This is a genomic window from Dietzia sp. IBK-p2-16D, from assembly GCF_057773085.1.
The window spans coordinates 339757-354381 of sequence record NZ_JBYMTL010000001.1 but is presented as its reverse complement, the minus strand read 5'-3'; the positions used below and the strand labels follow the sequence as shown (position 1 = coordinate 354381).

The following is a 14625-nucleotide window of genomic DNA, read 5'->3' as shown; positions in this document are numbered from 1 at the left end:
CGGCGAGGCGGTACAGTGATGCGGCCCGTCCGCGTCCCGGAACGGAATCCGCCAGCCCGCACTCCAGGAGCACAGTGATCGTCCCCGAGCCCGACAGGGCCCATATACGCAAGGCGGTCTCCGACCGCGGCCTCGACCTCGAGGACATCCGGGAGAACACCCGGTCGTCCACATGGCAAGTGACGGTGGTCGTGGACGGGGATTCCGGGGTGTCCCTCGACGATCTCGCCGAGCTGTCCGTCGATCTGGACCCGCTCGCCGAGCAGTGGGGTGGGTCAGTGCAGCCCGTCACGCTGGAGGTGACCAGCAGGGGAGTCGACGCGCCACTCGAGCAGCCGCGACACTGGCGCCGCGCCCGCGGACGCCAGGTGGACCTGGTCTACGTCGACGGTGCCGAGGGGCCGAGCAGGGGACGGGTGGGCGACCTCGACGAGGCGACGGGGGTGGTCCGCATCGTGTCGAGGGCGGGCCGGGGAACGACTGTGGAATCGGTAGCGTTGGAGCAGGTGGCCCGCGCCGTGATCCGGGTCGAGTTCCGGCCTGCACCGCAAGAGGAGCTGGACCTGTTGTCCGAGCCGGAGAACCCGGGGCGTGGCGTGCGAGAAGGAGAAAACCGTTGAACATCGATATGGCAGCGCTGAACATGCTGTCCCGGGAGCGCGAGATCCCGTTGGAAGACCTCGTGCACACCCTCGAGAACGCTCTGCTCACCGCGTACAAGCGGACCGAAGGTGCGCATCGGGTCGCCCGGATCGCGTTGGACCGTAAGGCCGGAACGGTCGCCGTCATGGCGGCCGAGGTGGATGAGGACGGCAACCGGATCGGGGAGTTCGACGCCACCCCCTCGGACTTCGGCCGGGTCGCGGCGGCGACCGCCCGGCAGATCATCCTCCAGCGTCTGAGGGAGGCGGAGACCGACCGCATCTACGGCGACCTCGTCACGAGGGAGGGCGAGGTGGTCAGTGGGGTCATCCAGTCGGACTCGCGGGCGAACGCCCGGGGGATCGTGGTGGTCCACATCGGACCCGAGAACGGGGGGACCGAGGGGACCATCGCCCCGGCGGAGCAGGTCCCGGGAGAGACCTACGAGCACGGCGACCGCATCAAGTGCCACGTGGTCGGCGTCCACAAGGGCCCCCACGGGGCCTCCGTCTCGCTGTCGCGCACCCACCCGGACCTGGTCCGGGGACTGTTCGCCCTGGAGGTCCCGGAGATCGGTGACGGCTCGGTGCGGATCGCGGCGATCGCGCGCGAGGCCGGGCACCGGACGAAGATCGCGGTGGAGTCCACCATCTCGGGACTCAACGCGAAAGGCGCGTGCATCGGTCCGAACGGCGCGCGTGTCCGCGCGGTCATGGCGGAGCTCAACGACGAGAAGATCGACATCGTCGACTACGACGAGGATCCCACCGTGTTCGTGGGCAACGCCCTGTCGCCGGCCAAGGTGATCTCGGTGTCGGTCGCCGACGCCGCGACGAGGGCGGCCAGGGTCGTCGTGCCCGATTACCAGCTGTCCCTGGCGATCGGTAAGGAGGGGCAGAACGCCCGGCTGGCGCACCGTCTCACCCAGTGGCGGATCGACATCCACAGCGATGCGGAGTGACGCCCGGGGCGACCTGTCGCCACGCGGTCGGGCGCGCCGTTAGTATCGACACCGCATCATCTGTAGACTGATCAGTTGTCACAGTGACTTCACGTCCACCCGTCCATTCGGGCCGGGCGGCGAGAGACCGAGGTGGCCGGATGCAGGGACGTGAGGACCAGCGGTCCGGTACCGCCGGGGGCGCGGGTCCGATCAGGACCTGCGTCGGCTGCCGGGGTCGGGATTCCGACTCCCGGCTCCTCCGGATCGTCCACGATCCGGAGACGGCCACACTCTCGCCCGATCCCCGTCGACGGGCGGTCGGACGAGGAGCCTGGGTGCACCGCGAACAGCGGTGCATCGCGACAGCACTCGACCGCAAGGCCTTCATCAGGTCACTGCGAGTCGCCGGGAACGTGTCCCAGGACGCGATCACGGAGGTGCTCGAGGCGTTACGCCCCGGGCACGACACCACCCGCCGGCCATTCGGTCCGGCAGGGGGAGCACAAGAAGAGGAACGGACCAGACACGATGAGCACACCGTGAAGCTCCAGCGATGAACGTCCATCGAATGTAGACCGAGGTCGCGCGGCCAGCCCTGCCGTGGAGACCTCGCAGTGAGGAGAGCAGTGGCAGGCAAGCCCCGGGTACACGAACTGGCAAAAGAGTTCGGTATCACCAGTAAAGAACTTCTGACGAAACTCCGCGATCAGGGAGAGTTCGTCAAGTCCGCGTCGTCGACGCTGGAGGCTCCGGTCGTCCGGCGCCTGCGCGAGGCACACGCACCGGCAGGCGGCGACTCCGCCGCCGCCCCGACCAAGTCCGGCAGCAGCGCCGCGCCCAAGCCGGGCGCGCCGTCCAAGCCGGCACCCGGTCCCCGCCCGGGTGCGGATCCGCGCTCGGCGGCCCCCAGGCCCGCGGCCGGCCCCACCCCGGGTGCCAAGCCCGCGGCCCCGGCTCCGGCTCCCAAGGCGCAGTCCGGACCGACCCCGGGTGCCAAGCCCGCGGCCCCCGCTCCGGCTCCGGCTCCCAAGGCGGAATCCGGATCGACCCCGGGTGCCAAGCCCGGCACCCAGCGGCCGACCCCGGGTGCGACGCCCGGTGCCGCCGCGGCCGCATCGCGTCCGGCTCCCGGACCGCGCCCGGCCGGGCCCAAGCCCGGCCCCAAGGCGCCGCGCGTCGGCAACAACCCGTACTCGAGCGGCACCACCCCCGCACCGCGTCCGCAGGGCGGTCCTCGCCCCGCGCCCGGTCAGGGTGGGCCCCGTCCCGGAGGTGCCCGTCCGGGCACGCCCGGCCAGGGTGGTCCCCGTCCCCCGCAGCGTCCCGGTGCGCCGGGACAGGGCGGTCCCCGTCCCACGCCCGGTAACATGCCGCCTCGTCCCAGCCCCGGTCAGATGCCGGGACAGGTCGCACGTCCCGCCCAGGGGCGCGGCCGACCGGGTGGCCCCGGTGGCCGACCGGGTGGCGGCGGTTTCCGCCCCGGTGGCGGCGGCGGTGCACCCGCGGCAGGCGGCGGTGGTTTCCGCGGTCGTCCCGGCGGCGGCAACCGTGGCCGTGGCGGCGCAGCGGGCGCGTTCGGTCGCCCCGGCGGCGCTCCGCGTCGTGGGCGCAAGTCGAAGCGGCAGAAGCGTCAGGAATACGATTCGATGCGGGCCCCGGAGGTCGGCGGCGTCCGGCTTCCCGACGGTCGTGGGCAGGTCCTGCGGCTGGCACAGGGTGCATCGCTGAGCGATTTCGCGGACAAGATCGACGTCAACCCCGCTCAGCTCGTCCAGGCTCTGTTCAACCTGGGTGAGATGGTCACGGCCACGCAGTCGGTGACTCCTGAGACGTTGCAGCTCCTCGGTGAGGAGATGGGCTTCAAGGTCCAGATCGTCAGCCCCGAGGACGAGGACCGCGAGCTGCTCGATTCGTTCGACCTCTCCTTCGGTGAGGACGAGGGAGACGAGAGTGATCTCGAGGTCCGTCCCGCGGTCGTCACGGTCATGGGTCACGTCGACCACGGCAAGACCCGACTGCTCGACAGCATCCGGTCGGCGAAGGTCGGCGAGGGCGAGGCCGGTGGCATCACCCAGCACATCGGCGCCTACCAGGTCACGGTGCCCGTCGAGGATGTGGATCGCACGATCACCTTCATCGATACGCCGGGTCACGAGGCGTTCACCGCCATGCGTGCCCGCGGCGCCAAGTCGACCGATATCGCGATCATCGTGGTCGCGGCCGACGACGGCGTGATGCCGCAGACGGTCGAGGCGATCAACCACGCACAGGCGGCCGACGTGCCGGTCGTGGTGGCGGTCAACAAGATCGACAAGGAAGGTGCGCAGCCGGACAAGATCCGTGGCCAGATGACCGAGTACGGTCTGGTCCCGGAGGAGTACGGCGGCGACACGATGTTCGTCGACATCTCCGCCAAGCAGGGTCTCAACATCGAGTCGCTGCTGGAGGCCGTCGTCCTCACCGCGGACGCGTCGCTCGATCTGCGCGCCAACCCGGAGATGTCCGCCCAGGGCGTGGCCATCGAGGCGCACCTGGACCGCGGTCGCGGTCCGGTCGCCACGGTGCTCGTCCAGCGCGGAACCCTGCGGGTCGGCGACTCGATCGTCGCCGGCGACGCCTACGGTCGCGTGCGTCGGATGGTCGACGAGCACGGCGAGGACGTCACCGAGGCGACCCCGTCGCGTCCGGTTCAGGTCATCGGCCTGACCAGCGTCTGTGGCGCCGGCGACACCCTGATGGTGGTCGACGAGGACCGGACCGCACGGCAGATCGCCGACCGTCGTAACGCGCGCAAGCGCAATGCGATGGCCGCCCGCAGCCGCCGTAGGGTCAGCCTCGAGGACCTGGATTCGCATCTCAAGGAGACGAGCCAGCTCAACCTCATCATCAAGGGCGACAACTCCGGTACGGTCGAGGCCCTCGAAGAGGCCCTCATGGGGATCGAGATCGACGACGAGGTGCAGTTGCGCGTCATCGACCGCGGTGTCGGTGCGGTGACCGAGACCAACGTCAACCTGGCTGATGCCTCCGACGCCGTGATCATCGGGTTCAACGTCCGCGCGGAGGGCAAGGCCACCGAGCTGGCCAATCGCGAGGGTGTCGACATCCGGTACTACTCGATCATCTACCAGGCGATCGACGAGATCGAGAGCGCGCTCAAGGGCATGCTCAAGCCGATCTACGAGGAGAAGAAGCTCGGCCAGGCGGAGATCCGCAACATGTTCCGCTCCTCCAAGGTGGGCAACATCGCGGGTTGCATGGTGCTCGACGGCATCATGCGCCGCAACGCCAAGGCCCGGCTCATCCGGGACGGCAACGTCGTGGCCGAGGAGATGACCATCTCCTCGCTGCGCCGAGAGAAGGACGACGCGACCGAGGTCCGCGAGGGCTTCGAGTGTGGTCTGACGGTGACGTACTCCGACATCAAGATCGGTGACATCATCGAGACCTACGAGCTCGTCGAGAAGCCGCGCGACTGACGTCGCAGGGCGCACCGCGGGGGCGGGTTCCGTTGAAGACGGACCTGCCCCCGCGGCATGCTTGTCAACCCGTGGTCGCCGTGCGACCGCATCACGTCAAGGAGGACCGCCATGACCGGTAAGGGACGCGCGGGACGGCTCGGTAAGCGGATCGGCGAGATCGTCGCGATGGCCATCGAACACGAGATCAAGGACCCACGGCTGGAGTTCATCACGATCACCGATTCGCGGATCACCGCGGATCTGCGCGTGGCGACCCTCTACTACACGGTCCGGGGCGTGACGCTCGACGACGAGCCGGATCTCGAGGCCGCCGAGGCGGCGTTGACCGCGGCTCGTGGTCGTCTGCGCACGATGGTCGGTAAGCAGACCGGCGTGAAGTTCACCCCGGAGTTGGCCTTCGTCCTGGACTCGGTCCCGGACGCGGCACGGCAGATGGAAGAGCTGCTCGCCAAGGCCAGGGAGCAGGACGAGCAGGTCAGGCGCGTCGCCGAGGGCGCGCGGCCGGCCGGTGACGAGGACCCCTACCGCAAGCCGGAGGAGGCGGGCCGACCGGAGGACGACCCGCGGTGACCACCCCGGTCGACGCCGCGGGCGCGGCGGAGGTGTTGGCCCGTCACCGTGAGGTGACCGTGTTGTGCCATCTCCGCCCGGACGCGGACGCGCTGGGCAGCTCCTCCGGTCTCGCCCGGGCGCTTCGCGCGCGGGGCGTGACCGTCCACCACTCCTTTGATCCCGGCGTCGTCCCGGAGGCACTCGGGGTCATCCCCGGGACCGACCGTGTCGTACCGCTGGAGCAGGTGCCCGCACACGATGGGCTCGTCGTGACCCTGGACTGTGCCAGCCCGGACAGGGTGGGTCGGTGGGATCGGCTCGCGGCGGCGGCAACCGAGGTCCTCGTCGTGGATCATCACGGATCCAATCCGGGATTCGGTTCACACATCCTGCTCGATCCGTCCGCGGCGTCGACAGCGACGCTCGTGTTGGACGTGCTCGACGCGGGCGGATTCCCCCTGGACGAGGAGACGGCGACGAGCCTGTACGCCGGTCTGGTCACCGACACCGGGTCCTTCCGTTGGGGCGGCGCGGCCTCCCACGAGACGGCCCGGCGGCTACTCGCCGCAGGTGCCGAGTCCTCCGAGCTCACCCACGCACTACTCGACGCGCACTCGTTCGCCTGGCTCCGGGTGCTGGGCGACCTGTTGACCACGGTGCGGTTGGAACCCGACGCGGTGGGAGGCGGTGGCTCGGTGTGGCTCGCGGTCCCGCACGAGGTGATCTCCGCCGCGGACGAGGACGACGTGGAGTCCCTGGTGTCGCACCTACGCGGTGTACGTGAGGCGCGGGTGGCGGTGCTGCTGAAGGAGTACCTCCCGGGCGAGTGGGCCGTCTCGCTGCGCTCACGTCCCGGTGGCGCGGGCCCGGGCCTCGTGGACGTCTCGGCCATCGCCGCCGCACTCGGCGGCGGGGGTCACCCGTCGGCGGCCGGCTGCACGATGCGCGGGGATCTCCGGACCGTGAGTACGAGGCTCCGTGACCTCCTCGGCTGACACGTCCCGCACCGGCTCCGATCCGGTCGTCGGTCTGGGCGCGATCGGGCGACGACTGTGGTCCATCGCGCTCCCGGTCCTGCCGGTGTTGTCCGCCGAACCCGTCTACCTGTTGGTGGACGGGATCATCGTGGGTCGGCAGGGACCGGAGGACCTGGCTGCGCTCGGTGTGGGCGCCCTGGTTCTCTTGGTGCTGGGCACCCAGATGAACTTCCTGTCCTACGGGACCACCGCGCGGTCGGCACGGCTTCACGGTGCGGGCCGACGTGGCGACGCCGTGGCCGAAGGGGTGCAGGCCACCTGGATCGCCCTCGCCGTGGGCGCGCTCGTGGTGACCGTCGTACTCGCCCTCACCGGTCCGATCACCCGGGTACTCGCCGCGGATGCGGCTGTGGCCGCCGGGGCGGCCGAGTGGCTCCGGGTGGCCGTGTGGGGCATCCCGTGCATCCTCGTCGCGTCGGCGGGTCACGGTTGGATGCGGGGCGTCCAACGGCTGCGGACCCCCCTCGTGCTCGTCGGTCTGGGCGTCGGGGTCTCGACCGTCGGCTGCGTGATGCTGGTGCCCGGTCTGGGTCCGGCGCCGGCTCTCGGGTTGGTCGGGAGTGCCTGGGCGAACCTCGCGGGGCAGCTGCTCATGGCCGGCGGTTTCCTCGCGGCGCTCGTGCTCGAACGTCCGGGATCACTGGCACCCCGCCGCGCGGTGATCGTCAGCCAGCTCCGCATGGGAGTGGATCTGGTGATCCGTACCGCCTCGTTCCAGGTCACCTTCGCCGTCGCCACCACCGCGGCAGCGGCCGCCGGGGTGAACTCGCTCGCGGCGCATCACCTGGCGCAACAACTGTGGGCGTTGTACTCACTCGTGTTGGACTCGGTCGCGATCGCCGCCCAGTCGCTCGTCGGTGCCGCGCTCGGCGCCGGGCTCGCCGCCCAGGGACGGGCGCTGGCCCGCGCGGTTGTCGTGTGGTCCCTGGGACTGGGTGCGGCTCTCGCCCTGCTCACGCTCGTGTTCAGGGTGCCCCTGGCAGCGCTGCTGTCCGGGGACCCCGGGGTGGCCGGTCGTCTGGTCGTCGCGCTCGTCGGGATGGCGGTGGTGGTGATCCCCGCCGCGGTCGTGTTCGGTCTCGACGGTGTCCTTCTCGGTGCGGGCGACGCGGCGTACCTGCGCACCAGCACGGTGGTGGCCGCACTGCTGGGCTTCCTGCCCGTTCTCCTCGCGACCCGGCACTTCGGCTGGGGCCTGGCGGGGATCTGGGTGGGCATGGGGGTGTTCGTCGGACTCCGGCTGGTCGCCGTGGCGGCCCGGGTACGCGGCGACCGGTGGATGGTACTGGGCGCACAGACCCCCGGCGCGCGGATGGCACAGGCCCGGACGTCCGGGGCCGGGACCCCGGGGAAGGTGGACGGATGACCGGCGGGGCGACGGGCGTACAACCGAGCCTGCGCGCGGTGTCCGACCTGCACGTGGGACACCGGGGCAACGCGGACGTCGTGGACGAGATCCACCCCGCGCACCCGGGCGACTGGCTCATCGTCGCCGGCGACGTCGCGGAGAGGGTCGACCGGGTGGTGGACGCGCTGGAGCGGCTCGCCGCGCGCTTCGAACGGGTGATCTGGGCACCGGGCAACCACGAGCTGTGGATCGGACGAGACGACGAGGGGATCACGTCGACCACCAAGTACGACAGGCTGGTGGAGGCGTGCCGCGCGATCGGGGTCGACACCCCGGAGGACGAGTTCCCCCTGTGGACCGGTCCGGGCGGCCCGGCGTGGGTCGTGCCGATGTTCCTGTTCTACGACTACAGCTGGACGCCGGTCGCGGGTCAGTCCCGCGCCGACGCCCTGGCCGGAGCGCGGGAGCGCCGGGTCGTGGCCTCGGACGAGTTCCTCATCGACCCCGCGCCCTACGGTGACGCGGTCGCCTGGTGCCGGGAGCGACTCGTGAGCACCACGACCCGGCTGGCGCGCCTGGATCCCGCGTACCCGACGGTGCTCGTGAATCACTGGCCGCTGCTCCGGGAACCCACCCGTGTCCTTCGCCACCCGGACTTCGCGCTGTGGTGCGGAACCGACCAGACGGCGGACTGGCACCGCCGGTACCGCGCCACCGCGTGCGTCTACGGGCACCTGCACATCCCGCGCGCGACGGTCCACGACGGCGTGCGTTTCGAGGAGGTGTCGCTGGGGTACCCGAGGGAGTGGAACGGGCGGGGTCGGCCCGATCCGCTCACCCGGCAGATCCTCCCGGCGCCAGCGGGCCCGCAGGTCCGGTGGATCCGAGGAGACGGCGGTGTGCCCAGGATCGCCCGGCCCGGTGACCCCGGCCCCTACCTGGAGGACGAGCAGTGATCGACGACCTCTTCCCGCCGGATGTGGCGGGGGTGACCGACGCCGAGCTCGGCCTGGACGACGCGGCCCTGTTGGCGTCGCTGTACCCGGTGGAGGTCGAGCAGATCGGGGCGGCGGTCGAGCGGCGCCGGATCGACTTCGCCGGTGCGCGTGCGTGTGCCCGGGTGGCGATGTCGAGACTCGGCGTCCCCGCCGGCCCGGTGCTGCGCGGGGGTCGGGGCATGCCGGTGTGGCCGCCGGGCCTGGTGGGCACGCTCACGCACACCGAGGGGCTGCGGGCCGCCGCGCTGGCGCCGACCGCCCGCGTCCGGTCGCTCGGGCTGGACGTGGAACGACACGCACCGCTGGCCGCGGGCGTCCTCGAGGCCGTCTCCCTGCCCGAGGAGGCGGCGTGGGTGCGTGCGGCACGCGCCGAGATGGGGACCGTCGCCTGGGACACGCTGCTGTTCACCGCGAAGGAGGCCACGTACAAGGCGTGGTTCCCGCTCACCCACCGGTGGCTGGGGTTCGGTGACGCACACATCACCCTGGTGCCGGACGGCGACGACGACGAGGTGGTCACCGGCACGCTGCGATCGCGGATCCTCATCGACGGCCAGGCCGTGGACGGGGGGCCCGATGTGCGGGAGTTCCGTGGCCGATGGGCCGTCCGGGACGGCTATGTGGCCTCGGCGATCGTGCTGCGACCCGCCGGGGTCGATAGCGTGGGCCCGTGACCCCGCGCAGACCCGACCCCCGCCCCGCACCCGAACCCGGCCTGGTGGTCGTCGACAAACCCGGTGGGATGAGCAGCCACGACGTCGTCGGGCGTCTCCGTCGGTATTTCGGCACCCGCAAGGTCGGCCACGCCGGGACACTGGACCCCATGGCGACCGGAGTGCTCGTCGTGGGCATCGAACGCGCCACCAAGATGCTCGGGCTCCTGGCCCTGGAGACCAAGTCCTACGAGGCGACCATCCGCCTGGGCCAGACCACCACCACGGACGACGCCGAGGGGGAGACCACCTCGACGGCGGACGCCTCGGATGTGACCGATGAGGCGATGGACGCGGCCATCACTGCCCTGACCGGGGAGATCGACCAGGTCCCGTCCGCCGTCAGTGCGATCAAGGTGGACGGGAGGCGGGCCTACGACCGTGTGCGGGCGGGGGAGGAGGTCGAACTCGAGCCGCGGCGCGTCACCGTCTCCCGGTTCGACGTGCTCGAGCGGGTCCGCACCGGGGACGTGATCGACCTCGTCGTCGTCGTCGACTGTTCGACCGGCACCTACATCCGCGCCCTCGCCCGTGACCTCGGAACCGCGCTCGGCGTCGGGGGGCATCTCACCGCGCTGCGCCGCACCCACGTCGGGCCGTTCGGCCTCGACGTGGCACGGACCCTCGAACAGCTGGAAGCCGATCCGACGCTGTCGCTGGACCTCGACGCCGCCGCGCTGACCGCGTTCCCCCGACGCGACATCGACGCCGACGAGGCGGAGGGCCTGCGGCACGGACGGTGGCTCGAGGCCCGCGGTGACACCGGGGTCGTCGCGGCCGTGGGGCCCGACGGCCGGGTCGCGGCGCTGGTCTCGGAATCGGGGCGGCGCGCCGCTCCGGTCGTGGTCATGCGCCCGGCGGGCCTGTGAACGCCGCGCGTAAGGTGGTCGCCGTGCAATTGTGGCGGACGTTCGACGAGATCGTGATCCCCGACGGCGGGACCTCCGTCGCCCTCGGCGTGTTCGACGGACTCCACCGGGGTCACCGGAGCCTGGTGGACCGCGCCGTTGGCCACGGCCGGGAACTGGGTGCCAGCCCCGTCCTGGTGACGTTCGACCCCCACCCCGTGGAGGTCGTCAGGCCGGGAACCCACCCGTCGGTCCTCACCCCCCTGGAGCGGCGTGCCGAGCTCGCGGCCGGGTTCGGGATCGACGCGGTGTTCGCGCTGCCCTTCGACCGCGAGATGGCCGCGTGGGAGCCCGAGGAGTTCGTCGACCGGGTCCTCGTGCGCGGTCTGCGGGCCCGTGCGGTCACCGTGGGGCGCAACTTCACGTTCGGCCGACGCGCGGCCGGTACGCCGGAGACCCTGCGAGACCTGTGCGCGGAACGGGGCATCGTCTGCGAGATCGTGGACCTTCTCGAGGCCGGGGGCGAGACCGTCTCTTCCAGCCGGGTCCGCCGACTGCTCGGCGAGGCCGACGTGGCCGGTGCCGCCGAGGTCCTCGGCCGACCCCACCGCGTCTCCGGGGTCGTGGTCCACGGTGCCGGTCGCGGGGGGCGGGACCTCGGGTATCCGACCGCCAACCTCGACCTCCCCGAACACACCGCCGTGCCGGTCGACGGCGTGTACGCCGGGTGGTTCACCGTCCTCGACGACGGCCCGGTGGACGGCACGATCGTCCCGGGCCGCCGCTACCCGTGCGCGATCTCCGTCGGGACCAACCCGACGTTCGGGGACTCCGCCCGCAGTGTGGAGGCGTTCGTGCTGGACGAGTCCGCCGACCTGTACGGACGACTGGCCGCCGTCGACTTCGTCGACCATGTCCGCGAGATGGTCAAGTTCGCCTCCGTCGACGAGTTGCTCGTGGCCATGGACCGCGACGTCACCACCACCAGGGGCGTGCTGGGGGGCTGAGCCGGGGATTGGGGCCCGGGGCGGTCCGGCTGGTAACCTCGTCAGTCGGCCCAGCTGCGGTCCGCGGCGGCGGGGTCATACATATTCGCGGACTGGAACAACCAGGAGACACCATGGCGCTCAGCACCGAAGAGAAGAAGGCCGTACTGGCCGAGTACGGGATCCATGAGACCGACACCGGCTCACCCGAGGCCCAGATCGCCATGCTCACCAAGCGCATCCAGCAGCTCACCGAGCACCTCAAGACCCACAAGCACGACCACCACTCGCGGCGCGGCCTGCTCCTGATGGTCGGACGTCGGCGTCGTCTGCTCAAGTACATCGCCAAGACCGACATCGCGCGCTACCGCTCGCTCATCGAGCGACTCGGCCTGCGTCGCTGACGCCGGACCACCACCGCGTCACCGACCCCCGCCCGGTTCTCCCGGTCGGGGGTCGTCGCATTTCGGTCACCCGACCCGAACCCCCGGTCGCCGCGCGCCGGGGGCGTCAGGCGCGCGTGCCCCGGTGACCCGGACGGTTTTCCCTGATAGCCTCGGGGGAGCCGGTGCACACGTGCCGGGGTGGTCGACAGGTCCGATTGACGGTCCTCGGTAGTGGCCGCCGGAGCCCGACGCCCCCAGCAGAACCAATTTGCTGTGGGGCGCACGTTCCGGCCGCTTCGATCGAAGACCGAGGTCGAACCGGGACCCCCTGACGTGACGCCCGGTGGCCCCGGCGGGACGATTCCGCCGTGCGGCCCATGCACCCGACACGACAGGAAACACATGCCACAGATCACGGCCGTCGAGGTCGAAGACGGGGTCTTCGAGACCGTCGCGACCATCGACAACGGCGACTTCGGTCGCCGCGAGCTCCGCTTCGAGACCGGCCGGCTGGCCAAGCAGGCCGCCGGCTCGGTCGTCGCCTACCTGGACGACGACACGATGCTGCTGTCCGCCACCACGGCGGGCAAGCACCCCAAGGAGCACTTCGACTTCTTCCCCCTGACGGTGGACGTCGAGGAGCGGATGTACGCCGCGGGACGGATCCCCGGTTCGTTCTTCCGCCGCGAGGGACGTCCCAGCACGGACGCCATCCTCACCTGCCGGCTCATCGACCGGCCCCTGCGCCCGACCTTCGCGGACGGGGTCCGCAACGAGGTCCAGGTCGTCGTGACCGTCATGAGCCTCGATCCCAAGGATCTCTACGACGTGGTGGCCATCAACGCCGCCTCCGCCTCCACCCAGCTCTCCGGACTGCCGTTCTCGGGCCCGGTCGGCGGCGTGCGCGTCGCCCTCATCCCGACGGCCGCCGACCCGGCCGGTCAGTGGGTGGCGTTCCCCACCGTCGAGCAGCTCTCCGACGCCGTCTTCGACATGGTCGTCGCCGGTCGTGTCGTCGGCTCCGGTGACACCGCCGACGTCGCGATCATGATGGTCGAGGCCGAGGCCACCGACGACGTGATCGAGAAGGTCGCCGGGGGCGCGCAGGCGCCCACCGAGGACGTCGTCGCCCAGGGCCTCGAGGCCGCCAAGCCGTTCATCGCCGAGCTGTGCGCCGCGCAGCAGGCGTTGGCCGACGCCGCGCCCGGCACCCCGCGTGAGTTCCCGTTGTTCCCGCCGTACGCGGACGACGTCTACGCCGCGGTCGCCGAGATCGCCGAGACCAAGCTCGGCCAGATCATGCAGATCGCCGACAAGCAGGATCGTGACGGCGCGACCGACGAGCTCAAGGCGACCGTCCTCGAGCAGCTCACCGAGCAGTTCTCCGACCGCCTCGGCCAGGTCGGGGCCGCGTTCAAGTCCCTGACCAAGAAGGTCGTGCGCCAGCGCATCCTCACCGACCACTTCCGCATCGACGGCCGCGGCACGCGGGACATCCGTGCACTGTCCGCCGAGGTCGAGGTCATCCCGCGCGCTCACGGTTCGGCGCTGTTCGAGCGAGGCGAGACCCAGATCCTGGGCGTGACCACGCTGGACATGGTCAAGATGGCCCAGCAGATCGACTCGCTCGGGCCCGAGACCAGCAAGCGCTACATGCACCACTACAACTTCCCGCCGTACTCCACCGGCGAGACCGGTCGCGTGGGATCGCCCAAGCGCCGCGAGATCGGACACGGGGCGCTCGCCGAGCGTGCGCTCATGCCGGTCCTGCCGAGCGTCGAGGAGTTCCCGTACGCGATCCGCCAGGTCTCCGAGGCGCTCAGCTCCAACGGCTCCACCTCCATGGGGTCCGTCTGCGCCTCCACCCTGTCGCTGCTCAACGCCGGTGTGCCCCTCAAGGCGCCCGTCGCCGGCATCGCGATGGGCCTGGTCTCCGACGAGGTCGACGGCGAGACCCGCTACGTCGCGCTCACCGACATCCTCGGTGCCGAGGACGCGTTCGGCGACATGGACTTCAAGGTCGCCGGCACGGGCATGTTCGTCACCGCGCTCCAGCTGGACACCAAACTCGACGGCATCCCGTCCGAGGTCCTGGCCGGCGCGCTCACCCAGGCCCGCGAGGCCCGGCTCACCATCCTCGACGTGATGGCCGAGGCGATCGACGAGCCCGACGAGCTCAGCCCGTTCGCGCCGCGCATCATCGCCATCAAGGTCCCCGTCGACAAGATCGGCGAGGTCATCGGGCCCAAGGGCAAGATGATCAACTCGATCACCGAGGAGACCGGCGCGTCCGTCTCGATCGAGGACGACGGCACCGTGTACATCGGTGCGACCGACGGCGAGTCCGCCCAGGCCGCGATCGACAAGATCAACGCCATCGCCAACCCGCAGCTGCCCAAGGTCGGAGAGCGGTTCCTCGGTACGGTCGTCAAGACCGCTCCGTTCGGAGCATTCCTCTCCCTGCTGCCCGGTCGCGACGGTCTGGTCCACATCTCCAAGCTGGGCCAGGGCAAGCGCGTCGGCAAGGTCGAGGACGTGGTCAACGTCGGCGACAAGATGCAGGTCGAGATCGCCGACATCGACAACCGCGGCAAGATCAGCCTCATCCCTGTGGGCGAGGACACGACCTCCGGTTCCGACGCGGACGCCGGTAGCGACAACTGATACCCCGCCGGCCCGCCGACAGCGGC

The 14625-nt window shown here is 71.0% G+C and carries 13 protein-coding genes; all 13 read left to right on the top strand.

Features of this window, described 5'->3' with window-relative positions; translation table 11 throughout:
- The first annotated feature begins 74 nt into the window (after positions 1–74).
- The 13 genes from AC3DE3_RS01715 to AC3DE3_RS01655 all read left to right on the top strand — a co-directional run bounded on the left by AC3DE3_RS01715 (position 75) and on the right by AC3DE3_RS01655 (position 14599).
- On the top strand, positions 75–620 hold the full coding sequence (locus AC3DE3_RS01715) for a ribosome maturation factor RimP (RefSeq protein ID WP_260487694.1): 546 nt from the start codon (positions 75–77) through the stop codon (positions 618–620).
- Positions 617–1603: a transcription termination factor NusA gene (nusA, locus tag AC3DE3_RS01710; RefSeq protein WP_260487693.1), complete on the top strand. Its 987-nt coding sequence runs from the start codon at positions 617–619 to the stop codon at positions 1601–1603. The genes AC3DE3_RS01715 and nusA overlap by 4 nt, the downstream gene beginning before the upstream one ends.
- Before the next feature lie 140 nt (positions 1604–1743).
- Positions 1744–2142 carry a YlxR family protein gene (locus AC3DE3_RS01705; protein WP_260487692.1) on the top strand — a complete coding sequence of 133 codons (399 nt, stop codon included), beginning with the start codon at positions 1744–1746 and terminating at the stop codon, positions 2140–2142.
- A 69-nt stretch (positions 2143–2211) separates the two neighbouring features.
- Positions 2212–5064: a translation initiation factor IF-2 gene (gene infB / locus AC3DE3_RS01700; protein ID WP_260487691.1), complete on the top strand. Its 2853-nt coding sequence runs from the start codon at positions 2212–2214 to the stop codon at positions 5062–5064.
- A 111-nt stretch (positions 5065–5175) separates the two neighbouring features.
- Entirely contained in the window at positions 5176–5637 is a 462-nt protein-coding gene (rbfA, locus tag AC3DE3_RS01695; RefSeq protein ID WP_488368768.1) for a 30S ribosome-binding factor RbfA, read from the top strand.
- Positions 5634–6614 (top strand): DHH family phosphoesterase, encoded by a 981-nt coding sequence (locus tag AC3DE3_RS01690; RefSeq protein WP_260487689.1) that lies wholly within the window; start codon positions 5634–5636, stop codon positions 6612–6614. The genes rbfA and AC3DE3_RS01690 overlap by 4 nt, the downstream gene beginning before the upstream one ends.
- Positions 6598–8022, top strand: coding sequence for an MATE family efflux transporter (locus AC3DE3_RS01685; protein ID WP_488368767.1), 1425 nt, complete (start codon positions 6598–6600; stop codon positions 8020–8022). Before AC3DE3_RS01690 ends, AC3DE3_RS01685 begins: the two co-directional genes overlap by 17 nt.
- Positions 8019–8960: a metallophosphoesterase family protein gene (locus AC3DE3_RS01680; RefSeq protein WP_488368766.1), complete on the top strand. Its 942-nt coding sequence runs from the start codon at positions 8019–8021 to the stop codon at positions 8958–8960. Before AC3DE3_RS01685 ends, AC3DE3_RS01680 begins: the two co-directional genes overlap by 4 nt.
- Positions 8957–9676 carry a 4'-phosphopantetheinyl transferase family protein gene (locus AC3DE3_RS01675; RefSeq protein WP_260487686.1) on the top strand — a complete coding sequence of 240 codons (720 nt, stop codon included), beginning with the start codon at positions 8957–8959 and terminating at the stop codon, positions 9674–9676. The genes AC3DE3_RS01680 and AC3DE3_RS01675 overlap by 4 nt, the downstream gene beginning before the upstream one ends.
- Positions 9673–10584, top strand: coding sequence for a tRNA pseudouridine(55) synthase TruB (truB, locus tag AC3DE3_RS01670; RefSeq protein WP_488368765.1), 912 nt, complete (start codon positions 9673–9675; stop codon positions 10582–10584). The genes AC3DE3_RS01675 and truB overlap by 4 nt, the downstream gene beginning before the upstream one ends.
- Complete coding sequence (locus AC3DE3_RS01665) at positions 10581–11570, top strand: bifunctional riboflavin kinase/FAD synthetase (protein WP_260487683.1); 990 nt, start codon at positions 10581–10583, stop codon at positions 11568–11570. The genes truB and AC3DE3_RS01665 overlap by 4 nt, the downstream gene beginning before the upstream one ends.
- A 113-nt stretch (positions 11571–11683) precedes the next feature.
- Positions 11684–11953, top strand: a complete 270-nt coding sequence (gene rpsO, locus AC3DE3_RS01660; protein WP_260487682.1) for a 30S ribosomal protein S15 — start codon at positions 11684–11686, stop codon at positions 11951–11953.
- Between the two features lie 384 nt (positions 11954–12337).
- Positions 12338–14599: a polyribonucleotide nucleotidyltransferase gene (locus AC3DE3_RS01655; RefSeq protein WP_260487681.1), complete on the top strand. Its 2262-nt coding sequence runs from the start codon at positions 12338–12340 to the stop codon at positions 14597–14599.
- Positions 14600–14625: the final 26 nt, after the last annotated feature.

Bases quoted from the DNA above. Each gene is read 5' to 3' on its own strand.
- AC3DE3_RS01680 (WP_488368766.1), top strand. From the start codon at position 8,019: ATGACCGGCGGGGCGACGGGCGTACAACCGAGCCTGCGCGCGGTGTCC.
- rbfA (WP_488368768.1), top strand. From the start codon at position 5,176: ATGACCGGTAAGGGACGCGCGGGACGGCTCGGTAAGCGGATCGGCGAG.
- AC3DE3_RS01655 (WP_260487681.1), top strand. From the start codon at position 12,338: ATGCCACAGATCACGGCCGTCGAGGTCGAAGACGGGGTCTTCGAGACC.
- AC3DE3_RS01705 (WP_260487692.1), top strand. From the start codon at position 1,744: ATGCAGGGACGTGAGGACCAGCGGTCCGGTACCGCCGGGGGCGCGGGT.
- rpsO (WP_260487682.1), top strand. From the start codon at position 11,684: ATGGCGCTCAGCACCGAAGAGAAGAAGGCCGTACTGGCCGAGTACGGG.